Raw genomic sequence first — 23247 nt, 5'->3', positions numbered from 1 at the left:
GGCCCGAAGGATCCCCGCAGCCATGACCACCACCGCACCGGTCCCGGCCCCCGACGCCGCCACGGTGCTGCCCGCGGCGGCGCCCGGCAGCAGCCCCTGGCAGCTCGCCCGGCAGGAACTGTGCCGCCGCCCCGCCGTCCGCATCAGCCTCTGCGTCGTCCTCCTCTTCGTCCTCATGGCCGTGACCGCCCCCTGGCTGGGCGCCCTCGGCGGCTGGTCCCCGAACGAGTTCGACAAGACCGCCATCGACCCCTACCTCGGGGGACAGCCCCTCGGCAGCCTCGGCGGGATCAGCCCCGAGCACTGGCTCGGAGTCGAGCCCGTCACCGGCCGCGACCTGTTCGCCCGCGTGATCAACGGCGCCCAGGTCTCCCTCCTGATCGCCTTCGCCGCCACTGCCATCGTGGTGGTCGCCGGCACCGCCGCCGGGATCGCCGCCGGCTACTTCGGCGGCCGCACCGACACGGTCCTGTCCCGGCTCATGGACCTGACCATGTCCTTCCCCTCGCTGATCTTCATGATCGCGATGCTGTCCGTGGCCAAGGACGTCAACCGGATCGTCCTGATGACCACGGTCATCGGGGTCTTCGGCTGGCCCGGCGTCGCCCGCGTCGTCCGCGGCCAGACCCTCTCCCTCAAACACCGCGAGTACGTCGACGCCGCCCGCGTCGGCGGCTCCGGCCCCTGGCGGATCCTGACCCGCGACATCCTCCCGGGCGTCTCGGGCCCGGTCATCGCCTACACCACCCTGCTGATCCCCGGAATGATCAGCACCGAAGCCGCCCTCAGCTACCTCGGCGTCGGCGTCCGCCCGCCCACCCCCTCCTGGGGCCAGATGATCGCCGAGTCCGTGGCCTACTACGAGACCGACCCCATGTACTTCGTCATCCCCAGCGTCTTCCTCTTCCTCGCCGTGCTCGCCTTCACCCTGCTCGGCGACGCCCTGCGCGACATCCTCGACCCGAGGGGCGGCCGCAGTTGATCCTCTACCTCGGCCGCCGGCTGCTCGCCCTCGCCGGCGTGCTCCTCGCCATCGCCGCCGTCACCTTCCTCATCTTCTACGTCCTGCCCGCCGACCCGGCCGCGGCCGCCTGCGGCAAGACCTGCAGCGCCGAACGCCTGGCCGACGTACGCACGTACCTGGGCCTCGACCAGCCCCTGTGGCGGCAGTTCACCGACTTCCTCACCGGCATCTTCACCGGCCGCACCCTGGGCACCGGCCAGTACGCCGTCGCGTGCGACTTCCCCTGCCTCGGCTACAGCTACGAGAACTCGCTGCCCGTGTGGGACCTGCTGATGGACCGGCTCCCGGTCTCCGCCTCCCTCGCCGTCGGCGCCGCCGCGCTGTGGCTGCTCCTCGGCCTCGGCGCCGGGGTCACCGCCGCCCTGCGCAAGGACACCGCCACCGACAAGGCCCTGATGGTCGGCGCCGTCGCCGCCGCCTCCCTGCCCGTGTACTTCACCTCCGTGATGCTCATCTACGGCATCATCCGCGTCGCCGGCCTCCTGCCCTACCCCACCTACCAGGCCTTCACCGACGACCCGCTCGCCTGGGCCTCGAACCTGGCCCTGCCCTGGATCGCGCTCGCCCTGCTCTACGCCGCCATGTACGCGCGCCAGAGCCGCGGCTCGATGATCGAGGCGATGGCCGAGCCGTACATCCGCACCGCCCGCGCCAAGGGCATGCCCGAGCGCACCGTCGTCGTCAAACACGGGCTGCGCTCCGGCATGACCCCGATCCTCACCATCTTCGGCATGGACCTCGGCGGACTGCTCGCCGGAGCCGTCATCACCGAGTCCATCTTCGGACTCCCCGGCATCGGGCGGCTGTTCTACGGTGCCCTCGTCAACTCCGACCAGCCCGTGGTCCTCGGCGTCACCCTCCTCGCCGCCTTCTTCATCGTCGTCGCCAACCTCGTCGTCGACCTCCTGTACGCCGTCATCGACCCGAGGGTGAGGTACTGAATGGCCGCGGCCGCTCCGCTTCTCGAAGTACGCGACCTGCACGTCACCTTCACCACCGGGCGCGGGACCGTACGGGCCGTCGACTCGGTCGGCTTCACCGTCGAGGCCGGACGCACCCTCGGCATCGTCGGCGAGTCCGGCTCCGGCAAGTCCGTCACGTCGCTCGCCGTCATGGGCCTGCACCGGGGCCCGGTCGAGGTCGGCGGATCCGTGGCGCTGGCCGGACGGGAGCTGACCGGGCTGCCGGAAAGGGAACTGTCCAAGGTCCGGGGCCGCCGGATGGCCATGATCTTCCAGGACCCGCTCTCCAGCCTGCACCCCTACTACACGGTCGGCGAGCAGATCGCCGAGCACTTCCGCGTGCACTTCAAGGCCGGCCGCGCCGCCGCCCGCAGACGCGCCGTCGACATGCTCGGCGAGGTCGGGATCCCGGAACCGGCCCGCCGGGCCGGAGAGTACCCGCACCAGTTCTCCGGAGGCATGCGCCAGCGCGCCATGATCGCCATGGCCCTGGCCTGCGAGCCCGACCTGCTGATCGCCGACGAGCCGACCACCGCCCTGGACGTCACCGTGCAGGCGCAGATCCTGGAACTGATCGCCCGCCTGCAGCAGGAACGCGGACTCGGCGTCGTCATGATCACCCACGATCTCGGCGTCGTCGCCCGCGTCGCCCACGAGGTGCTCGTCATGTACGGCGGCCGGGCCGCCGAACAGGCCCCGGCGGACGAGCTGTTCGCCGATCCCGCCCACCCCTACACCCGGGGCCTGCTCGACTCGCTGCCCCGCCTCGACACCGCCGCCGACGTCCCCCTGCCCTTCATCCCCGGCTCCCCGCCCTCCCTGCTCGCACCCGCCCCCGGCTGCGCCTTCGCCCCGCGCTGCCCCGTGGCCGCCGCCGGCCCGGACGACCGCAGGGCGCGCTGCACCGGCGTACGCCCGGAACCGGCGGCGTTCGGGGACGGCCCCGCGCGGACCGTGGCCTGTCACTTCGCCGGGGAACGCACCGCCCAGGAGGCGGCCCGATGACCGACACCGCCACACCGCTGCTGTCCGTACAGGACCTCACCATGACCTTCCCCGGCCGGCGATCCGTGACCGGGCGCCGGGGGGCGCCCGTGCGCGCCGTCGACGGGGTCTCCTTCGACCTGGCGGCCGGCCAGACCCTGGGCCTGGTCGGGGAGTCGGGCTGCGGGAAGTCCACCACCGGCCGGATGCTGGTGCGGCTGCTGGAGCCCACCTCGGGCCGGGTCGCCTTCGAGGGCAAGGACATCAGCCGCCTCTCCCCGTCCGCCATGCGCCCGCTGCGCAAGCACATCCAGATGGTCTTCCAGGACCCGCACTCCTCCCTCAACCCCCGCCAGACCGTGGCCCGGATCATCGCGGACCCGCTGCTGGTGCAGGGCTGGAGCGCCGGGGACGCCCGCCGCCGCGCCGCCGAGCTGATGGAGCTCGTCGGCCTGATCCCCGAGCACATCGACCGCTATCCGCACGAGTTCTCCGGCGGCCAGGCCCAGCGCATCGGCATCGCCCGCTCGCTGTCCACCAGCCCCCGGCTGATCGTCGCCGACGAGCCGGTCTCCGCGCTGGACGTCTCCGTCCAGGCCCAGATCGTCAATCTGATGGAACGGCTGCGCGCGGAGCTCGGCCTCGCCTACGTGTTCATCGCGCACGACCTGTCGGTGGTCAAACGGGTCAGCGACCGGGTCGCCGTCATGTACCTCGGCAGGATCGTCGAGATCGGGGACAAGAAGTCCCTCTACGAGGACCCGCAGCACCCGTACACCCGGGCGCTGCTGTCCGCCGTGCCGCTGCCCGACCCGGCGGCGGAACGGCGGCGGGAGCGGATCGTGCTGCTCGGCGACCCGCCGAGCCCGGCCGCTCCACCCCCGGGCTGCACCTTCCACCCGCGCTGCCCCAAGGCGCAGCAGATCTGCCGCACCGACCGCCCGCCGCTGCGGCCCGCCGCCGCCCGCGAGGTGGCCTGCCACTTCCCTGGTGACTGACGGGGACCCATGGGAAGCGGCGGTGCCCCGGAGCCGAAGGCGTCTTCGGGGCACCGCCGTACGGTGCGGATCTCGCCGGTTAGGGTCGCGGTCATGAACGCTGATCCGGAATCCGGGAGTGCCTGCCGGAACCCGCTGCGCGCGGTGACGGCCGCAGCGGCGGCCCTCCTGCTGGCGCTGCACACCGCGGCGGGCTTCTTCGTCCTCGGTGCGCTGCTCACGGAGTCCGAAGGGCCCTGGGACCGTACGGTGACGGATACGGCGCGTCTGATGGCCGGGCTCGGCCTGGTGGTGGAGCTCCTGGCCGTCGCGGTCACGGCGGTCTGCGTGAACACGGGCCGGCTGCGGCGCTGGTGGTACGCACCGGCGGCAGCCGTGGTCCTCACCGCCCTGATCCGGATGGTCTTCGCCCCGCGGTCCTGACCCTGCGGCCCTGCCCCCCGGCCGGGCACGCCCCGCCGGTGTCGAGGCCGGCGGGGCGCAGGGGACGGTGCTCAGGCCAGTTCGCGGCGGAAGAACTCCAGCTCCAGCGCCATCAGCTTCTCCCGGGTGCCGCCCGGGGTCATGTGGGTGACGCCGGGGAGGGCCAGCAGCTGGTGCGGGCGGCCCGCGTCCGTCAGCGCCTGGGAGAGGCGCAGGGTGTGGGACGGGTGGACGTTGTCGTCGGCCAGGCCCGTGATCAGCAGCAGGGGGCGGGACAGTTCCGGGGCGTCCGGGATGAGCGAGTCCCGCTCGTACACCTCGGGCTGCTCCTGCGGGAGGCCCAGGTACCGCTCGGTGTACGCCGTGTCGTAGTGCCGGAAGTCGGTCGGCGCGGCCCCGGCGGCCGCCGCGTGGAAGACGTCCGGGCGGCGCAGCACCGCCATGGCCGCGAGGTAGCCGCCGTACGACCAGCCGCGCACCCCGACCCGGCCGAGGTCGAGGTCGCCGTGGCGGGCGGCGAGCGCCTGGAGCGCCGCGACCTGGTCGTCGAGGGTGACCTCGGAGAAGCCGCGGTACATGGCGTGCGTGTAGGCGGGGGAGACGTACGGGGTGCCGCGGTTGTCGATGGTGACCACCGCGAAGCCCTGGTCGGCCCACCACTGGCGGTGCTGGCGGCGGCGCTGGTCGGCGGTGACGTCCTGCATGCCGGGGCCGCCGTAGCCGTCGACCAGGACGGGCAGCCGCCGGCCGGGAACGTGGTCGCGGGGCAGTACGAGGGCGGTGGGGATGCCGCGCTCGGTGACCCGCTCCAGGACCGCGTCCACCCGGTAGGGCAGCGGCTCGGACAGGTCGGCGGGGGTGAACTCCCGCCCGTCGGGAGTGCGTACGGTGCGCCGTACCCCGTCGGCGTCGGCGCAGGTCAGCAGCAGGGTCCCGGCGGACGCGGCCACGGTGTGCACGCCGGGCCCGTCGGCGACCGGGGTCAGCTCCCCGGTGGCCGGGTCCAGCAGCAGCACCTGCTGCTCGGACGGGTCGCGCAGGCCCGCCTCGATCAGCAGCAGACCCTCGTGGACGCCGGCCACCGCGCGGATCTGGATCCCCTCCCCGGTGAGCAGTTCGCCGTCCACCGCGAGGGCGCGGGCGGCGCCGCCGGGGGTGTCGGCGGAGGTCAGCATCCGCCCGTCGGCGAGGCGGGCCGGGGTGCCGGGGACCAGGGGGTCCACCCACTGCGGGTGCGTGGTGCGGGACAGCTCCCGGGTGCGGCCGGTGGCCGGGTCGGCGGAGAGCAGCAGTACGTTCTGCTGGAGCCGGTCCTGGACGGTCAGCAGGATTTCGGTGGCGGACTCCCAGCCCGCGTCGGAGACGTACGGGTAGGCGTCGGCGTCCCAGTCGAGCCGTATCCGGGTCCCGCCGTCGCCGAGCACCCACAGCTGGACGTCGGCGTTGGGCCCGCCGGCCTCGGGGTAGGCGAAGTCCTCGGCCGGCAGCTCCGGGTGCGCCGGGTCGGCGAACCAGCGGCGCTGGAGGGCGGATTCGTCGACGCGGGCGGCCAGCAGGGTGACCCCGTCCGGGGACCACCAGTGGCCCCGGTGGCGGCCCAGCTCCTCGGCGGCGGCGAATTCGGCGAGGCCCCAGCGGGCGCCGTCGTCCGGGCTGATCCGGCCGCCCGGGGCGACGTACAGGACGTCGTCGGCGACGTACGCGGTGCGCGAGCCGTCGGCGTTCGGCCGCGGGTCCAGCGCGGGTCCGGCGGCCGGGATCTCCTTGGGTGTTCCGGCTCCGCCCGCGGTGACCTCGAAGAGCCGCCCGTACAGCGCGAAGACGGCGTGCAGGCCGTCGCCGGAGAGGGCGTACGAGCCGATGCCGGCGGCGACGAGCCGGGTCCGTTCGCGCAGTCGGCGCTCGGCCACGAGGAGCGGGCCGGGCTCGGGGCACAGTTCACGGGGATCGGCGAGCCGGGTCTCGGCGCCGGTGGTGGTGTCGAGCACCCAGAGCGAGTCGAAGGCGTCGGTGGGGCCCGTCGACCGGAGGAACCAGAGCAGTCGGCCGCCGTCCCCGAAGGAGAAGGCGCGCGGGGCGCCGTAGGTGAAGCGGGCCGTGCTCGCGGAGAGCCTGAGGAAGTCATCCATGATCGTAGTGTGACATGTGAAATGTCACCATTACTAGGCTGTTCGAGTGGTGACCCCAGAGGTGCGGGCTTAGCGTCGAAAAGGTGGATCCGAACGCATCGCCGAGCAACAGCGGGACCGAAGGCAAGGTCCGGGGGAGTGGCAGCGCACTCGCCCTGTTCGTCATCGCCTCCTGCCAACTCATGGTGGTTCTCGACATCACGATCGTGAACATCGCGCTGCCGCACATCCAGACCGCTCTCGACTTCTCGACCGAGAGCCTTTCCTGGGTCGTCAACGCCTACACCCTCGCCTTCGGCGGACTTCTGCTCCTCGGCGGCCGCACCGGCGACATCCTCGGCCGCAAACGCGTCTTCATCTTCGGCGTCCTGCTCTTCGGGCTTGCCTCGCTGCTCGGCGGACTCGCCCAGAACGAGGGCCAGCTGATGGCCGCACGCGCCCTCCAGGGCGTCGGCGGCGCCATCGCCTCGCCGACCTCCCTCGCGCTGATCACCACCACCTTCCGCGAAGGCCCGGCCCGAAACCGGGCGTTCGGCGTGTTCGCCGGCGTCTCGGCCGCCGGCGGCGCGATCGGACTCCTCGCGGGCGGCATCCTCGTCGAATGGCTCGACTGGCGCTGGGTGCTCTTCGTCAACGTCCCCATCGCCATCGTGATCGCCGTGCTGGCCACCAAGGTCCTGCACGAATCCGAACGCCACCCGGGACACTTCGACTTCGCGGGCGCGCTGCTGTCCACCCTGGGCATGGTCTCGCTCGTCTACGGCTTCATCAGGGCGTCCCAGGAGGGCTGGCGCGACCCGGTCACCCTCGGCTCCTTCGGCGCCGCCGTGGTCCTGCTGACCCTCTTCATCCTCAACGAACGGCGCTCGCCGCAGCCGATCACCCCGCTGCACATGTTCGCCGACCGCAACCGCGCCGGGACCTACGGCATCATGCTCATGCTCGCCTGCGCGATCTTCGGAATGTTCTTCTTCCTGACCCTCTTCGTGCAGATCGTGCTGGGCTTCAGCCCGATCCAGGCCGGCCTCGCCTTCCTGCCGGTCAGCGCGGTGATCGCCGTGGCCGCCGCGATCACCGCGAAACTGCTGCCGAAGTTCGGCCCCAAGCCCTTCATGGTCACCGGTGCGCTGTCCTCGGCGGCCGGACTCGCCTGGCTGACACAGACCGACGTCAACTCGACGTACCTCGGCAGCATCCTGGGCCCGATGCTCCTCTTCGCCCTCGGCATGGGCCTGCAGTTCGTCTCTCTGACGCTGATGGCCCTGTCCAACGTCACCGACCGGGAGTCGGGAGCGGCCTCCGGGCTTCTGAACACGATGCAACAGGTGGGCGGCTCGCTGGGCCTGTCGATCCTGGTGACCGTCTACGGCACGGCGAGCCGCAACGAGGCCAAGCAGCAGATCCCGGACTTCCTCAGCACCGCCGGCCCGGTGCAGAAGGCCTTCTTCCAGCGCACCGGGCAGCTCCCGAAACCGTGGGGCGACCAGGTCCTCACCTCGGGCATCAGTTCGGCCTTCGTCGTGGCGTCCCTGTTCACCCTGGTCGGAGCGCTGATCGCGCTGTTCGTCATCCAGGTCCGCCCCTCGGACCTCGCACGCCTGCAGGGCAACCACAAGCCGGCGGTCGACGACCGGACCTGAGGTCCGAGGGCCTCCGGCCCTGCTACGCCGCGGTGACGCGGGCCGCGAAGGCGTCCAGGTTGTCGGACATGCGGGCGAGCCGCTCGTCCAGCGTCAGGGACTCCTCGTACCGCCCGGCGCGCAGCTTCGGCTGGCGCTTGCCGCGTACGTACAGGGGGCAGGCGAGGTCCGCGCAGATGTACGTGCCGACCGTGTTGCCCTCGCGGCCGCGGGCGCCCGCCAGCGGGGCGGCCAGCAGGGTGACCCCGGAGGAGGCGTGACCGGTCAGGCAGATCTGGCACAGGCTGGACTTCACCACGCTGGTGCGGCCGACGGCCGGTACGCGCAGCGAGATCCCCAGCGGGCCGCCACCGCCCTCCCGGGGCAGCACGAGATGGGCCCGCAGGGGCGCTCCCGGGTCCACCCACCCCAGGAAGTCCAGGTCCTTCCAGGGCAGTTCGGCAAAGTCGAGCGGTAGCCGCAGCCGCGCCGCCTCGCCCTTCGTGCAGTTCACGAAGGATGAGCGGATCTGTTTCTCGGTGAGTGGTTCCACGGGCATCGACCCTACGACCCGCCCTGACCTGCCCGCATCCCAATATCCGGCCCGAGTACGGCCCGGAGCGCGGCGCGCGTCCGGACCGCGTCAGGACCGCGTCCGGACCGCGTCCGGACCACGTCCGGTTCGCGTCCGGTTCGCCGTCACGCGTCCAGGCGGCGGATCCGGCAGCGCGCCGGGCCGTTCGTCCGCAGGGTGATCCCGGCGCCGACCGGGATCTCGGTGTCCACGGCCTCGAACGCGTAGGCCCGCAGGATCATCGCCAGCGCTGTCACCGACTCCAGCATCGAGAAGTGCTGCCCGATGCACGCACGCGGACCGCCGCCGAACGGGAACCAGGCGTAGCGCGGCCGCCCCGCCTCCGCCTCGGGCGTGAAGCGCTCGGGGTCGAAGCGGTCCGGGTCGGGCCAGTGGTCGGGGTGGCGGTGCGTCACCCAGGGCGCCAGGATCACGTCCGCGCCCGCGGGGACGGTGTGCTCCCCGATCCGGGTGGCGGCGACGGCCTTGCGCCCGATGACCGGCGCGGCCGGATAGAGCCGCATCGCCTCCTTGAGGACCTGGGTGAGGTACGGAAGCCGGTCCAGGTCGGCGGCGCCGGGCGTACGGCCGCCCAGGACGCGGGAGATCTCCTCGCGGGCCCGGGACTGCTCCTCGGGATGGCGGGCCAGCAGGTGCAGGGCGAAGCAGAGGGAGGTGGCGGTCGTCTCGTGCCCGGCGAGCAGGAAGATCAGCACCTGGTCGCGCAGCTCGGCGGCGTCGAACTCCCCGTCGTCCGAGCTGCGGGCGCCGGCGAGCAGCGTCAGCAGATCCTCGCCGGGAGCGCCGGCACCGGCGTCGGCACCGGCTCCGGCCTCGGCCCCGGCGCGCCGGCGCTCCGCGATGATCCGGTCGCACACCCCGTAGAGCTCGTCCATCGCGGCGGCCGCGCGCCGGTTGCCGGGGGTGGGCCAGTCGCGCGGGATGTTGGCCGGTGAGTAGCCGCGGCGCAGCACGTAGTCGGTGATGACCGGGAAACACTCGGTCACGACATCGGCGGTGGCCTCGACGTCCGTACCGAAGAGGATGCGGGCGACGGCGCGCAGGGCGAGGTGCGTCATCTCGTCGGAGACGTCCACGACGCCGCCCGGGGCATCGCCCCAGGCGGCGAGGACCGATGCGGTCTCGGCGGCGATCACCTCGGCGTAGCTGTCCACCCGGCGCCGGGTGAACAGCGGCTGCACGAGGCGGCGCTGGCGCAGGTAGTCCTCGTCCTGACTGGTCAGCAGCCCGTTGCCGAAGGACTCCCGGACCTCCTGGTAGAAGTGGTTGTCCTTGCGGAAGCGGGCCGCGTCGGAGGCGAGCACCTGCTGGACGCCCGCGGGGGAGAAGACGCAGTACAACTCGGCACGCATCCCGGGCGGACCGGCCGTGATCCGTACCAGGTCGCCGTGCTGGTGCTGGGCCCGCAGATAGGTACCGAGGGAGTCGGACTTCAGGTCGAGGAGCGACCCGAGCAACGGCACCCCGGCAAGCCCCGGCACCGCCTTCCCCGTATCCGCTCCGGAGTTCGTTCCCACTGACATGGCCGCCCCTTCGTCCTACGGAAGGCCGATTCTGCCGTGCCCGCGCGTACCTGGCGAGGACGGTGTTCCTTCAGGCCGATGAGTGGCCGGATGACCACCACTCCGCGCCGCCCGCCGCCTGCTGCCCGGCCCGTTCCGCGTGGCGATCAGCAGGGGGCGCGGCCACAATGGAGGGGTTATCCGCGTTGCACCCCCGAGGTGATGGCTCATGTGTCGGTGGCTCGCGTATTCGGGAACACCCCTGCTGCTCGAAACCATCCTCTACAAACCGGCCCACTCGCTGATCGACCAGAGCCTGCACTCCAAGCTGGGCGTGGAGACGACGAACGGCGACGGATTCGGCGTCGGGTGGTACACGGGGGAGGACACGGCCACTCCGGCGACCTTCCGGGACATCGGCCCCGCCTGGAACAACCGCAACCTGCGGGAGATCGCGGACCACGTCCGGTCCCCGCTGTTCTTCGCCCACATCCGGGCATCGACCGGCACGGCGGTGCAGCAGACGAACTGTCACCCGTTCCGGCACGGCCGCTGGCTGTTCATGCACAACGGGGCCATCACCGACTTCCACCGGATGCGGCGGGAACTCACCCTGCTCATCGACCCCGCGCTGTACCCCGACGTCGAGGGTTCGACGGACTCCGAGGTGATGTTCCACCTGGCGCTCACCCTGGGCCTGGAGGCGGACCCGCCGGGCGCGGTGGCCCGGATGGCGGGCGTGGTGGAGCGCGTCGGCCGTGAGCACGGCGTGGAGTACCCGCTCCAGATGACCCTCGCCATCAGCGACGGCGAACGCCTGTGGGCCTTCCGCTACTCCACCCGGGGTGAGTCGAGGTCGCTGTTCTACAGCAGCCGGGTGGACGCGCTGCGCAGGCTGCACCCCGACATGGAGTTCCTCCAGGAAATCTCCGACGAGACCCGCATGGTCGTCTCCGAACCCCTCGGTGACCTCCCCGGCGCCTGGAACGAGGTCCCGGAGAGCACCTTCGGCATCGTCGGAGGCCCCGGCGGGGACTCCCTCCACCCCTTCACCCCGCAGGCGGCGTAGGAACCGGCGGTCCGTGGGCGGTCAGTAGCCCCAGCGCTGGCCCACGCTGTCGTCGTCACGGCAGTGGATCGTGCGCCCGTTGGCGTCGCGGCCGGACGTACCGACATCGGCCTTCCGGCATATCTGACCGGCCCTGTAGCAGTTGCCGGCGTTGGAGCGGGGGTAGCAGTCGGTGCTCGCCTTGGTGGGTTCCGGTGCGGGCGCCTGGGTGCGGGTACGGGTGGGAGCCGGCGGGGCGGGGGCGGCCTTGGTGGGCTCCGGCGCCTTGGTGGTGGGCTCGGCGACCGGGACCTGAGGGGTCGGCGCCGCCGTGGTGGGGTCGGCGGCCGGGGTCGGGCTGGCGCTCGGACTCGGGTCGGCCGGCACGACGGAGGGGCTGGGGCTGGGGCTCGCACCGACGGTGACGGCGGCGCTGGTGCTCGGAGTGGTGGCCGGGGCGGCCGGGTCGCACGCGGCGAGCGACAGAACGGCGGCCATGACGGTGAGGGCGCCTCTGCAGCGCATCCTGACCGCCATCGACTTGCTGCGGGGCGGCATGGTCATCGGGAACTCCTGGGTCGTAGTGCTCGTTGAGCGGCGTTCAAGATACCCAGAAGGTTGAATTCGCTACTAGCGTTGACGAAGGGTGAGATGGAAGCGAGCGCTTCGACGTGCCGATGTCCGTCGCGCGCCGCTTCAACTCGGTTGATGGCGCACAGGTCTCTGTAGGACGCCGGTCACCGGAGTTCGCGCGGGGCCCCGGTCGGACTGACGCGCATCTGCGCCCCGCCTTTCGAGGAGGGCGCGGCGCACGAGGTGAAGAACCTGACGACGGGCGAACAGTCGACCTCCGACCGCTCCGTGCGTTCAGCTCACCCGCCCGCGTGAACCCGGGCCCTACGGACCGTCCTGCCGCCCCTGGTCCGCCATGCTGCAGACGTGAGCAAGAAGCACAGGTCCCGCAAGCCGAGCCACAGCATCCTCGTGTCCGACGCGCTCGAACTACGCGCTGCCTACGCCATGCTGTGCCTGCGCATCCGCGACAGCCGGGACCGCGTGGCCCGTGTGGTTCTGCAGGCCGAGGCCGCCGACGACATCCTGACGAAGCTGCACCAGGCCGCCGTCGAGACCGAAGAGCACTTCTGGCCGCTGGCCGCCCGGTTCGGCGACCACTACGCGGATTTCGAGGCATGGCTGGAGCAACAGGACTGGTGCGGGTTGTACGCACGGGTCCCGGAGCCCTCCCCGATTCTTCTGATCACTCACGCAGGCCATGTCGGAATGGCGCTCGATCCCCCGTTCGCCGAGCGGCGGCTCATCGTCGTACTCAGTCCGGCTCAACTGCACCGCGTCCGCGCCGGACTGGCACAGGCGGCACGGCAGGCGGCCGGCCAGCTGGACGATCCCGCCGTTCGGTCCCTCGGGGCACGGCGTGCCGCCATGGCGCTGCATACCCTCCGGACCCAGCCGCTGCCGGACAGTCGGGCCGGAGTCCCGGATCCCGAAGAGGGCAGGAAGGTCATGCTCGGGCTGTACGCCGACCACCTGCGGCGCGCGCCCGCCGAGGTGCGCAACCCGATCCGGTAGTACCGGACCGACAGCTCCGCTTCTGCTCAACTGCGGTGCGGGGGTGCAGACCGCCTTGCATCAGATCCAGCCGGTGCGGTGTTTCACCCAGGACAGTGCCGCTGCACCGTAGACCGTCCGGTTCTGCCGCAGGAATGGCAGGGTGCGGGCCTGCTGCTGGGGGACGCGTCTCGGCCCGCCTGATCGGCGCCAACTGCCAGACTGCGCGGCATGATGGAACTCGATGGAGCCCCTGCCGATCCCGAGGCGGTGAAGGCGCTCGCGCTGGTCAACTACGGACACTTCACGTCGATGCGGGTCGACGACCAGCGCGTGCGGGGCCTGTCCCTGCACCTGGAGCGCCTGCAACGAGACTGCCGTGCGGTCTTCGCCACCGAACTGGAGATGGACCGCGTCCGCGAATACATCTGCCGGGCGGTCGCGGGCCGGGACGGTTCGTTCGTCGTCCGTGTCAGCGTCTTCGACCCGGCCCTCGACATGGGACATCCCTCGGCGCCGGCAACGCCGCATGTCCTGGTGACCAGCCGTCCCACGGGCCGGCTTCCGATGCCGCCCATGCGGGTCAGAACCGTCCCCTACGTGCGTGACGTTCCTGCGGTCAAGCACGTCGGCCTCTTCGGTGCCCTCCACGCCCGGCGCGTCGCACAGCTCGACGGGTTCGACGACGCCCTGTTCTACGGGCCGGACGAGCTGATCAGCGAGGGCGGCACCTGGAACGTGGGCTTCATCGACAACGACGGGAACGTGATCTGGCCCGAGGCCGAAGTCCTCCCCGGGGTCACCATGGCCCTCCTCCAGCAGCAGCACCGCCACACGATCACGCACGTCACGCGGCACGAAGCACACCGGATGCAGGCCGCGTTCGCCACCAACACGAGCATCGGCGTGCGGGCCGTCAGCGCGATCGACTCCACGCAGTTCCCCACCGAGCACCCGGTGCTGGCCGCCCTGCGTGAGGGGTACCTGGCGGCCCCCGGCGACCTCGTCCAGCCGGGCGGGGGCCGGGCACGGGGGTAGTGCGTCGGCACCCGCCGCCGCATGGGGAGGTATCGGGCACACCACCCCCGTCAGCCGCTGTCGGAGCTGCGCCCGTCCCTAGATGTCGCGGAAGATCTCGATCTGGGCGCCCACCGAGTTGAGGCGCTCGGCCAGTTCCTCGTAGCCGCGGTTGATCACGTAGACGTTGCGCAGCACCGAGGTGCCCTCGGCCGCCATCATCGCCAGGAGGACGACCACCGCCGGGCGCAGGGCCGGCGGGCACATCATTTCCGCCGCGCGCCAGCGCGTGGGGCCCTCGACCAGGACGCGGTGGGGGTCGAGGAGCTGGAGGCGGCCGCCGAGGCGGTTCAGGTCCGTCAGGTAGATGGCCCGGTTGTCGTACACCCAGTCGTGGATCAGGGTCTGGCCCTGCGCCACGGCGGCGATGGCCGCGAAGAAGGGGACGTTGTCGATGTTCAGCCCGGGGAACGGCATGGGGTGGATCTTGTCGATCGGGGCTTCGAGCTTCGAGGGGCGGACGGTGAGGTCGACCAGGCGGGTGCGGCCGTTGTCGGCCGTGTACTCCGCCGAGCGGTCGTGGTCCAGGCCCATCTCCTCCAGGACGGCGAGCTCGATCTCCATGAACTCGATCGGCACCCGGCGGATGGTGAGTTCCGACTCCGTGACGACCGCGGCGGCGAGCAGGCTCATCGCCTCGACCGGGTCCTCGGAGGGGGAGTAGTCCACGTCCACGTCGATGCTCGGGACGCCGTGGACGGTGAGCGTGGTGGTGCCGACGCCGTCGACCCGGACACCCAGGGCCTCCAGGAAGAAGCACAGGTCCTGGACCATGTAGTTGGAGGAGGCGTTGCGGATGACGGTCACGCCGTCGTGCCGGGCGGCGGCCAGCAGCGCGTTCTCGGTGACGGTGTCCCCGCGCTCGGTCAGCACGATCGGGCGGTCCGGGGAGATCCCGGGGACGACCTTCGCGTGGTAGATGCCCTCGGTCGCGGTGATGTCCAGGCCGAAGCGGCGCAGGGCGATCATGTGCGGCTCGATGGTGCGGGTGCCGAGGTCGCAACCGCCCGCGTAGGGCAGGCGGAACGTTTCCATCCGGTGCAGCAGCGGGCCCAGGAACATGATGATGCTCCGGGTCCGGCGGGCCGCGTCCGCGTCCATGGCCTCCATGTCGAGGCGGGCCGGCGGGATCAGCTCCAGGTCCACGCCGTCGTTGATCCAGCGGGTGCGCACGCCGATGGAGTTCAGGACCTCCAGCAGGCGGTAGACCTCCTCGATGCGGGCCACCCGCCTCAGCACCGTACGGCCCTTGTTGAGCAGCGAGGCGCAGAGCAGGGCGACGCACGCGTTCTTGCTCGTCTTGACGTCGATGGCGCCGGACAGACGGCGGCCGCCCACCACGCGCAGGTGCATCGGGCCGGCGTAGCCCAGGGAGACGATCTCGCTGTCGAGCGCTTCGCCGATTCGGGCGATCATCTCAAGGCTGATGTTCTGGTTGCCGCGCTCGATGCGGTTCACTGCGCTCTGGCTGGTGCCGAGGGCGTCGGCGAGCTGACTCTGTGTCCAGCCCCGGTGCTGCCGGGCGTCACGGATGAGCTTGCCGATGCGTACGAGGTAGTCGTCTGCCATGGGGGCACGCTATCTCAGATATGAGATGACCCCTGCGTCCGGTGCGGCAAATGGGTGAATTGAGTGGAAGTTACCGGCCATCAGGCCCCATGACGGGGTGTCCGTACGCGTGATGGTCGACGATGCGGCCCAGCAGGCGGGTGAGCTGCTCCCGCTCCTGGGCAGACAGCGGGGCCAGCAGTTCCTCCTGGGCCGCGGCGAGGATCTGTTCCAGTGTGCGCAGTTGCCGCCGGCCGGGCGGGGTGAGGGTGATGACGTTGCGCCTGCGGTCCTCGGGGTCGGGGGTCCGTTCCACCAGTGCGCGTGCGGCGAGTTCGTTGATGACGGCGACCAGATCGCTGCGGTGGATGCCGGTGCGGGCGCTGAGGGTGGCCTGGCTCGCCGGGCCGGACTCCTCCAGGGCGACCAGGGCCGCATAGTGCCATTTGTGGGCATCCGCCCCGTTCAGGCCCTCGGTCACGAGTCGCTGTGCGTGCGTGGAAGCCTGCCCCAGCAGGCGGCTGGGCAGTTCGCGCAGCCGTGCGGGGACGAGGGGGCCGTTCTCTTCCGTGGTCATGGGGCGATGCTACCCGTTGCGTTAGTGGCACTAACGATGTAATTTCGTTCGTGTCGCCAACGTTAGTCAGGCCAACGATTATCGGAAGGGGTCTCCCATGCCCACGATCGACGTACTCGACTCGACGATGTACTACGAGGACCGCGGTGGTGCCGGCGCCCGGTCGGGCGGTGTCCCCTTCGTGTTCCTGCACGGCAACCCGACCTCCTCCCACCTCTGGCGGGGCGTCCTGCCCCGGATCGGGGGCGGGGTCCGCGTCCTGGCCCCGGACCTCATCGGGATGGGCCGCTCCGGAAAGCCGGGCGGGGAGTACCGCTTCGAGGACCACGCCCGCTACCTGGACGCCTGGTTCGACGCCCTCGGGCTCGACGAGGTGGTGCTGGTCGGTCAGGACTGGGGCGGGGCGCTCGCCTTCGACCGGGCCGCCCGCCACCCCGGGCGGGTCCGCGGCATCGCCTTCATGGAGACCATCGTGCGGCCGCTGAGCTGGGCGCAGTACCCGCCCGCCGCGCGGGCCCGGTTCGAGGCGATCCGCACCCCGGGCGTGGGGGAGGAGATGGTCCTGGACCGGAACATCTTCATCGAGGACAGCATCCGGCAGACGGTGCTGAACCCGATGAGCGAGGCGGACCGCGCCGTCTACGCCGCCCCCTACCCGACCCGCGAGAGCCGGCTGCCCATGCTGCGGTGGGCCCGCTCGCTGCCGATCGACGGCGATCCGGCCGGTGTGCACGCCGTCGTCGAGAAGTACGACGCCTGGCTGTCCGACAGCCCGGACGTGCCCAAGCTGCTGCTCACCTTCGACGGCTCACCGGCCCTGATGGTCGGCCCCGGGACGGTCGCCTGGTGCGAGGAGAACGTCTCGGCGCTGGAGACCGAGTACTGCGGCCCGGCCGCCCACCTCTGCCCCGAGGACCGGCCCGAGGAGATTGCCGCCGCGCTCAACTCCTGGGCCGCCCGCCACGGCCTCGCGGCGGGCTGAGCCCGGCCGCGGCGACCGGCGGCCGAGCCCCGCGGCTACCGGCCCCGAGCCCCGCGGCGACCGGCCGCGGCGACCGGCCCCGGTGCCCCGCTCAGTGCTTGCAGGCGTGGTGCCGCCCCCCGGCGTGCACCGCCGCGTACGAGGCCGGGCGCGGGCCCGAGGCGGCGCCCGCCACCCGCGCCGAGGCCGCCCGGCCCGACGCCGAATCCGCGTCGTGCACCACGCGGCCGCCGACCAGGGTCATCCGTACCCCCGTCCCGCTGATGTCGGCCACCGGGCAGCGCGTCACGTCCCGGTCCAGCACCACCAGGTCCGCCGCCCTGCCCGGCTCCACCGTGCCCGTCAGCTCCTCCTGACGCAGCTGCCACGCCGTCCCCGACGTGTGCATCCGCAGCACCGCCTCCCGGCCGAGGCCCTCCAGTTCGCGGTACAGCGGGCCCGCGCCGAAGGCGCCCTGGCGGTCGATCGCCGTCCGCAGCTGGTTCCACACCTGGAGGGCGTCCACCGGCCAGTCGGAGCCGCCCGACAGCCGCGCCCCCGCCTTCTCCAGGCTCCGCGCCGGGTACATCCACCGGTGCCGCCCGGGGCCGATGTAGGGAAGGAGCGCCTCCATCGTCCAGGTGTCCTTCGCCGCCCACTGGAGCTGCATGCACGCCGTGACCCCCAGCTGCGCGAAACGCCGCAGGTCCGCCGGGTCCACGAGCTGCAGGTGCGCCACGGCGTTGCGGGCGTCCCGCAGTCCCGTCACCCGCTTGGCGTACGCGTACCCGTCCAGAGCGGTGCGTACCGCACGGTCGCCGAGTCCGTGGGCGTGCATCTGCCAGCCCGCCTTGTTGAAGGCGGCGCTGAGCCGGCCGTAGTCCGCCGCCGAGGTGTACAGCTCGCCCCGGTTGCCGGTCGGCCGGCCCTGCCCGTCGAGGTAGGGCTCCAGCAGTGCGGCGGTCTGCGCCGGGTACTCGATGACCCCGTCCAGGAACACCTTGACCATCCCGAACCGCAGCCCCCGTACGCCCGCGAACTCCCGCCGCAGGCCCCGCGCGTACGCCAGCGACCCCGCCGGGTCCCTGGTCTGCTCCGCCTCCAGCCGGATCGCCGGGACGATCCGCTGCGGCAGCTTCCCCGCCGCCGACAGCGCCTGGTAAAGCTCCAGTTCGTGCCGCCCCACCAGCGCGTCCATCATCGTCGTGACCCCGGAGGCGGCCGCCAGCTCCAGCACCTTGGCGCAGGCCGCGACCAGGTCGGCCCGGGTGGGCTCCGGTATGTGCCGCCGGACCAGGCCCTGGGCGTCGTCCTTGAGGACGCCCGTCGGCCGCCCGTCCGCGCCCTTGACCACCTTGCCGCCGACCGGGTCGGGCGTGGCCGCCGTGATCCCGGCGATGTCCAGGGCCCGCTGGTTGGCCCACAGGTTGTGCCCGTCGCCGCCGACGAGGGCGATCGGCCGCCGGGTCGGGAGCGCGTCCAGCATCGTGTGGTGGGGGTTGGTGCCCGTGGGGAGCAGCCCGACCGGGTTCCAGTCCTCGACCACCAGCCAGCGGTCGGGCTCCGCGCCCGCGCCGCCCGTCTCGGCGAGGAAGCCGGTCAGGATCTCCTGGAGCTCGGCCAGGGTGGTCTCCGCGCCCTCCAGCGAGGGGGACAGCGAGCGCTCGCCCGCGCCGAGCGGGTGGACGTGGCCGTCGTGGATGCCGCTCATGACCGTGTTGCCCCGGGCGTCGACGACCTCGGTGTCCCGGCCCACGTACCGGCGCAGGGCCGCGTCCGTCCCGGTGGCCAGGATCGTGCCGTCCCGGCCGACCGCGACGGCCTGGACGGGAGCCCGGCCGCCGGTCCCGGTGAACACCGCGGCGTTGCGGACCACCAGGGCCGCCGAACCGCGCCCGCCGGAGGACGAGGCCGAGGGCGCCGGGGCGGCCGAGGCCGGAGCGGCGCCCAGCAGGCCCGCGGCCCCGGCGACCCCGGTGATCCCCGCGGCGGCGAGGAGTCCCCGGCGGGAAAGGTGCGAAGAAGACGTCATGCCCACTCCAAACGTTGGTGTGGCCAGGACACTGTTTGATTAACCGCTTAACCAGAAGCCGCCTCCGGCGACGAAATCCGTACGATGGCCGCGTGCCAGAGCACCCACCCGCGCCGGGACCGACCCTCGCCGACATCGCGCGCGCCGCCGAGGTCTCCACCGCGACCGTCTCGCACGCGCTCAACGGCACCGGCCGCCTCGGCGAGTCCACCCGGCGACGGGTCCGCGAGGTGGCGGGCGCGCTCGGCTACGGAGCCCGCCGCGGCCCGCGCACCCGCTGCCTCGGTGTCGCGGTGACCACGTACGCGGGGGACGCCTGGGACTTCGTGCGCATCGCCTACTTCTCCCGCTGGCTCACCGCCGCGACCTCGGCCGCGCACGCGCACGGGTACGCCCTGACCACCCTGCCCGCCGACCGGGGCGCCGAGCCCCTGTGGCACACGCTCGCCGTGGACGGGATGCTGCTCCTCGACAGCCCGGCCGGCGACCCGGTGCTGCGGGCCCTGCGGGCGCGGGGTCTGCCGGTGGTCTTCGACGGGCGGCCGCCCGACCCCTGGCCGGGGGACGTGTGGGTGGACAACGACCACACCGCCACCACGCGGGAGGTGCTCGGCCACCTCGCGGCGTCAGGGGCCCGGCGGATCGCACTGCACTCGGGCTACGGCCGGGAGTTCTACACCGGGGCCGTCACCTCGGCCTACGAACAGTGGTGCGCGGAGCGCGGCCTGGCTCCGCTCCTGGTCCCCTTCGATCCGGACGACGCGGCGGGGCACGCTTTCGACTCCGCCTTCACCGGGCCGGACCGCCCCGACGCCGTCTACTGCGTGTACGACCCGGGGGGCCGTCAGGTGCTGGCCGCCGCCGCGCGCCACGGCCTGCGTACGCCCGGCGTAGGGGGAGCACCCGCAGCCCCCGGCACGCCCGGCACGCCCGGCACGCCCGGCACGCCCGGCGGCCCGGGGCCGGGTGGGCTGCTGCTCGTCTGCGCCAGCGAGGATCCGGCGTACGCCGAGACCGAACCCGCCGTGACCACCGTCACCCTGAATCCGGAGCGGATCGCCGCTTCGGCGGTGTCTGTCCTGGTCAACCTGATCGAATCCGGGCATGCGGAATCTCCTGGTCAGCTGACGGTCCCGGCGGGACTGCGGGTGCGCGCCTCGTCCCTCCCCCCGGACATGTACTAGAGTTATCTCGACATCGAGATATCTGCCGAAGGCGTACCGCAGCCGCCCCCGCTGGTAAGGGTTACCTAACTTAGCCCTACCTTAGCGGATTGGCCAAGGGGCGTGGCGGCAGGATTGCGGTAATACGCGCGAATTCATGCATGAAGGAGACTGTCGTGTCGGCGAACAGCTTCGACGCCCGCAGCACGCTGCAGGTGGGCGACGAGTCGTACGAGATCTTCAAGCTGGACAAGGTCGAGGGCTCCGCCCGCCTTCCCTACAGCCTGAAGGTCCTGCTGGAGAACCTGCTTCGCACCGAGGACGGCGCGAACATCACCGCCGACCACATCCGGTCGCTCGGTAACTGGGACTCGCAGGCCCAGCCCAGCGAGGAGATCCAGTTCACGCCGGCCCGCGTGATCATGCAGGACTTCACCGGCGTCCCCTGCGTGGTGGACCTCGCCACCATGCGTGAGGCCGTGAAGGCGCTCGGCGGCGACCCGGCGAAGATCAACCCGCTCTCGCCCGCCGAGATGGTCATCGACCACTCGGTCATCGCCGACAAGTTCGGCACGAAGGACGCCTTCGCGCAGAACGTCGAGCTGGAGTACGGCCGCAACAAGGAGCGCTACCAGTTCCTGCGCTGGGGCCAGACCGCCTTCGACGACTTCAAGGTCGTCCCCCCGGGCACCGGCATCGTCCACCAGGTCAACATCGAGCACCTGGCCCGCACGGTCATGGTCCGCAACGGCCAGGCGTACCCCGACACCCTCGTCGGCACCGACTCGCACACCACCATGGTCAACGGCCTCGGCGTGCTGGGCTGGGGCGTCGGCGGCATCGAGGCCGAGGCCGCGATGCTCGGCCAGCCGGTCTCCATGCTGATCCCGCGCGTCGTGGGCTTCAAGCTGACCGGCGAGCTGCCCACCGGCACCACCGCCACCGACCTCGTGCTGACCATCACCGAGATGCTGCGCAAGCACGGCGTCGTCGGCAAGTTCGTCGAGTTCTACGGTGAGGGCGTCGCCGCCACCTCCCTCGCGAACCGCGCCACCATCGGCAACATGTCGCCGGAGTTCGGCTCCACCGCCGCGATCTTCCCGATCGACGACGAGACCCTGAAGTACCTGCGCCTGACCGGCCGCGACGCCCAGCAGGTCGCGCTCGTCGAGGCGTACGCCAAGGAGCAGGGCCTGTGGCTGGACCCGGCCGCCGAGCCGGACTTCTCCGAGAAGCTGGAGCTCGACCTCTCCACGGTCGTCCCCTCCATCGCCGGCCCGAAGCGCCCGCAGGACCGCATCGTCCTCGCCAACGCCGCCCAGCAGTTCGCGCAGGACGTGCGCAACTACGTCGAGGACGACGACGAGGCGGGCAAGGAGTCCTTCCCGGCCTCCGACGCCCCGGCCGCCACCAACGGCGTGCCGAGCCGCCCGACCCAGGTCACCCTGGCCGACGGCACCTCCTTCGAGATCGACCACGGCGCCGTCACCGTCGCCGCGATCACCTCCTGCACCAACACCTCGAACCCCTACGTCATGGTCGCCGCGGCGCTCGTGGCCAAGAAGGCGGTCGAGAAGGGCCTGACCCGCAAGCCGTGGGTCAAGACCACCCTGGCCCCGGGCTCGAAGGTCGTCACCGACTACTTCGACAAGGCCGGCCTGACCCCGTACCTCGACAAGATGGGCTTCAACCTCGTCGGGTACGGCTGCACCACCTGCATCGGCAACTCCGGTCCGCTGGACGAGGAGATCTCGAAGGCGATCAACGAGCACGACCTCGCGGTCACCTCGGTCCTCTCGGGCAACCGCAACTTCGAGGGCCGCATCAACCCCGACGTCAAGATGAACTACCTGGCCTCCCCGCCGCTGGTCGTCGCGTACGCCATCGCGGGCTCCATGAAGGTGGACATCACCAAGGACGCCATCGGCACCGACACCGAGGGCAAGCCGGTCTTCCTCCAGGACATCTGGCCGTCCGAGGCCGAGGTCAACGACGTCGTGGCGAACGCCATCGGCGAGGACATGTTCAGCAAGTCCTACCAGGACGTCTTCGCGGGCGACGCCCAGTGGCAGGCGCTGTCGATCCCGACCGGCAACACCTTCGAGTGGGACCCGCAGTCCACCTACGTCCGCAAGCCCCCTTACTTCGAGGGCATGACGATGGAGACCACCCCGGTCTCCGACATCGCCGGCGCGCGCGTGCTGGCGAAGCTGGGCGACTCGGTCACCACCGACCACATCTCCCCGGCCGGTGCGATCAAGGCCGACACCCCGGCCGGCAAGTACCTCACCGAGCACGGTGTGGAGCGCCGCGACTTCAACTCGTACGGTTCCCGCCGCGGCAACCACGAGGTCATGATCCGCGGTACCTTCGCCAACATCCGCCTGCGCAACCAGATCGCGCCGGGCACCGAGGGCGGCTTCACCCGCGACTTCACGGTCGAGGGCGCGCCGGTCTCCTTCATCTACGACGCCTCGCAGAACTACCAGGCCGCCGGCATCCCGCTGGTCATCCTGGCGGGCAAGGAGTACGGCTCCGGCTCGTCCCGTGACTGGGCGGCCAAGGGCACCGCGCTGCTCGGCGTCAAGGCCGTCATCGCCGAGTCCTACGAGCGCATCCACCGCTCCAACCTGATCGGCATGGGCGTCCTGCCGCTCCAGTTCCCGGAGGGTGCCACCGCGGCCTCGCTGGGTCTGACCGGCGAGGAGACCTTCTCCTTCACCGGTGTGGAGGAGCTGAACAACGGCACCACCCCGCGCACGGTCAAGGTGACCACCGACACCGGTGTGGAGTTCGACGCGGTCGTCCGCATCGACACGCCGGGTGAGGCGGACTACTACCGCAACGGCGGCATCATGCAGTTCGTGCTCCGGAACCTCATCCGCGGCTGAACCACGGCATAGGCGCCAAAGGGCCGTATCCCCGTCGAGGGGGTACGGCCCTTCCGTTCGTCCGGCGGCGTGTCCATGTGACGGACAGGTCTCAACTCGGAAAAACTGGTGGCCATAAATGTGCATGATCTTGCTCACACGAGCGCAA

Annotated in this window: 19 protein-coding genes; 12 read left to right on the top strand and 7 right to left on the bottom strand. The window is 71.7% G+C overall.

Annotated elements, in window-relative coordinates; translation table 11 throughout:
* Nucleotides 1-22 precede the first annotated feature (22 nt).
* The 5 genes from KO717_RS08570 (at nucleotide 23) to KO717_RS08550 (ending at nucleotide 4391) form a co-directional block, all read left to right on the top strand.
* Nucleotides 23-982: an ABC transporter permease gene (locus KO717_RS08570; RefSeq protein ID WP_301365590.1), complete on the top strand. Its 960-nt coding sequence runs from the start codon at nucleotides 23-25 to the stop codon at nucleotides 980-982.
* Nucleotides 979-1965, top strand: coding sequence for an ABC transporter permease (locus KO717_RS08565; RefSeq protein WP_301365588.1), 987 nt, complete (start codon nucleotides 979-981; stop codon nucleotides 1963-1965). Before KO717_RS08570 ends, KO717_RS08565 begins: the two co-directional genes overlap by 4 nt.
* Nucleotides 1966-2991 (top strand): ABC transporter ATP-binding protein, encoded by a 1026-nt coding sequence (locus KO717_RS08560; RefSeq protein ID WP_301365586.1) that lies wholly within the window; start codon nucleotides 1966-1968, stop codon nucleotides 2989-2991.
* Nucleotides 2988-3968: an ABC transporter ATP-binding protein gene (locus tag KO717_RS08555; RefSeq protein WP_301365583.1), complete on the top strand. Its 981-nt coding sequence runs from the start codon at nucleotides 2988-2990 to the stop codon at nucleotides 3966-3968. Before KO717_RS08560 ends, KO717_RS08555 begins: the two co-directional genes overlap by 4 nt.
* 93 nt (nucleotides 3969-4061) lie before the next feature.
* Complete coding sequence (locus KO717_RS08550; protein ID WP_301365582.1) at nucleotides 4062-4391, top strand: hypothetical protein; 330 nt, start codon at nucleotides 4062-4064, stop codon at nucleotides 4389-4391.
* A gap of 71 nt (nucleotides 4392-4462) precedes the next feature.
* On the opposite strand, the gene KO717_RS08545 is transcribed toward KO717_RS08550, so the two are convergent.
* Nucleotides 4463-6520 (bottom strand): S9 family peptidase, encoded by a 2058-nt coding sequence (locus KO717_RS08545; protein ID WP_301365581.1) that lies wholly within the window; start codon nucleotides 6518-6520, stop codon nucleotides 4463-4465.
* An 83-nt stretch (nucleotides 6521-6603) separates the two neighbouring features.
* On the opposite strand from KO717_RS08545, the gene KO717_RS08540 reads away from it, so the two are divergent.
* On the top strand, nucleotides 6604-8160 hold the full coding sequence (locus KO717_RS08540) for an MFS transporter (RefSeq protein WP_301365580.1): 1557 nt from the start codon (nucleotides 6604-6606) through the stop codon (nucleotides 8158-8160).
* A gap of 22 nt (nucleotides 8161-8182) precedes the next feature.
* Here KO717_RS08540 and KO717_RS08535 read toward each other — a convergent pair whose 3' ends face one another.
* Nucleotides 8183-8692 carry an FBP domain-containing protein gene (locus tag KO717_RS08535; protein WP_301365578.1) on the bottom strand — a complete coding sequence of 170 codons (510 nt, stop codon included), beginning with the start codon at nucleotides 8690-8692 and terminating at the stop codon, nucleotides 8183-8185.
* Nucleotides 8693-8838: 146 nt separating this feature from the next.
* Nucleotides 8839-10257: a cytochrome P450 gene (locus tag KO717_RS08530; protein WP_301365577.1), complete on the bottom strand. Its 1419-nt coding sequence runs from the start codon at nucleotides 10255-10257 to the stop codon at nucleotides 8839-8841.
* Nucleotides 10258-10465: 208 nt separating this feature from the next.
* On the opposite strand from KO717_RS08530, the gene KO717_RS08525 reads away from it, so the two are divergent.
* Nucleotides 10466-11305 (top strand): class II glutamine amidotransferase, encoded by an 840-nt coding sequence (locus tag KO717_RS08525; protein ID WP_301365576.1) that lies wholly within the window; start codon nucleotides 10466-10468, stop codon nucleotides 11303-11305.
* 21 nt (nucleotides 11306-11326) lie between these two features.
* Here KO717_RS08525 and KO717_RS08520 read toward each other — a convergent pair whose 3' ends face one another.
* Nucleotides 11327-11848, bottom strand: coding sequence for a hypothetical protein (locus KO717_RS08520; protein ID WP_301365575.1), 522 nt, complete (start codon nucleotides 11846-11848; stop codon nucleotides 11327-11329).
* A 375-nt stretch (nucleotides 11849-12223) separates the two neighbouring features.
* Between KO717_RS08520 and KO717_RS08515 the strand changes: the two genes are divergently transcribed.
* Nucleotides 12224-12871 carry a hypothetical protein gene (locus KO717_RS08515; protein ID WP_301365573.1) on the top strand — a complete coding sequence of 216 codons (648 nt, stop codon included), beginning with the start codon at nucleotides 12224-12226 and terminating at the stop codon, nucleotides 12869-12871.
* 210 nt (nucleotides 12872-13081) lie between these two features.
* Nucleotides 13082-13888 carry an aminotransferase class IV family protein gene (locus KO717_RS08510; RefSeq protein WP_301365571.1) on the top strand — a complete coding sequence of 269 codons (807 nt, stop codon included), beginning with the start codon at nucleotides 13082-13084 and terminating at the stop codon, nucleotides 13886-13888.
* Nucleotides 13889-13966: 78 nt separating this feature from the next.
* Here KO717_RS08510 and KO717_RS08505 read toward each other — a convergent pair whose 3' ends face one another.
* Together KO717_RS08505 and KO717_RS08500 are read right to left on the bottom strand one after the other, a co-directional pair.
* A complete protein-coding gene (locus KO717_RS08505) occupies nucleotides 13967-15496 on the bottom strand; it encodes a helix-turn-helix domain-containing protein (protein WP_030008959.1) in 1530 nt (509 codons plus the stop codon).
* A gap of 70 nt (nucleotides 15497-15566) precedes the next feature.
* Entirely contained in the window at nucleotides 15567-16052 is a 486-nt protein-coding gene (locus KO717_RS08500; RefSeq protein WP_301365569.1) for a MarR family winged helix-turn-helix transcriptional regulator, read from the bottom strand.
* Between the two features lie 97 nt (nucleotides 16053-16149).
* On the opposite strand from KO717_RS08500, the gene KO717_RS08495 reads away from it, so the two are divergent.
* Entirely contained in the window at nucleotides 16150-17034 is an 885-nt protein-coding gene (locus KO717_RS08495) for a haloalkane dehalogenase (protein ID WP_301365568.1), read from the top strand.
* A 91-nt stretch (nucleotides 17035-17125) separates the two neighbouring features.
* Here KO717_RS08495 and KO717_RS08490 read toward each other — a convergent pair whose 3' ends face one another.
* A complete protein-coding gene (locus KO717_RS08490) occupies nucleotides 17126-19045 on the bottom strand; it encodes an amidohydrolase (protein WP_301365566.1) in 1920 nt (639 codons plus the stop codon).
* A 92-nt stretch (nucleotides 19046-19137) separates the two neighbouring features.
* Between KO717_RS08490 and KO717_RS08485 the strand changes: the two genes are divergently transcribed.
* Nucleotides 19138-20229, top strand: coding sequence for a LacI family DNA-binding transcriptional regulator (locus KO717_RS08485; protein ID WP_301365564.1), 1092 nt, complete (start codon nucleotides 19138-19140; stop codon nucleotides 20227-20229).
* Nucleotides 20230-20384: 155 nt separating this feature from the next.
* Nucleotides 20385-23099 carry an aconitate hydratase AcnA gene (gene acnA / locus KO717_RS08480; RefSeq protein WP_301365562.1) on the top strand — a complete coding sequence of 905 codons (2715 nt, stop codon included), beginning with the start codon at nucleotides 20385-20387 and terminating at the stop codon, nucleotides 23097-23099.
* Nucleotides 23100-23247: the final 148 nt, after the last annotated feature.

The sequence above is a fragment of the Streptomyces xanthophaeus genome (genome assembly GCF_030440515.1).
Taxonomy (GTDB): Bacteria; Actinomycetota; Actinomycetes; order Streptomycetales; family Streptomycetaceae; genus Streptomyces; species Streptomyces kutzneri.
The sequence above is the reverse complement of the archived record's forward strand: the minus strand, read 5'-3'. Positions and strand labels throughout refer to the sequence as shown.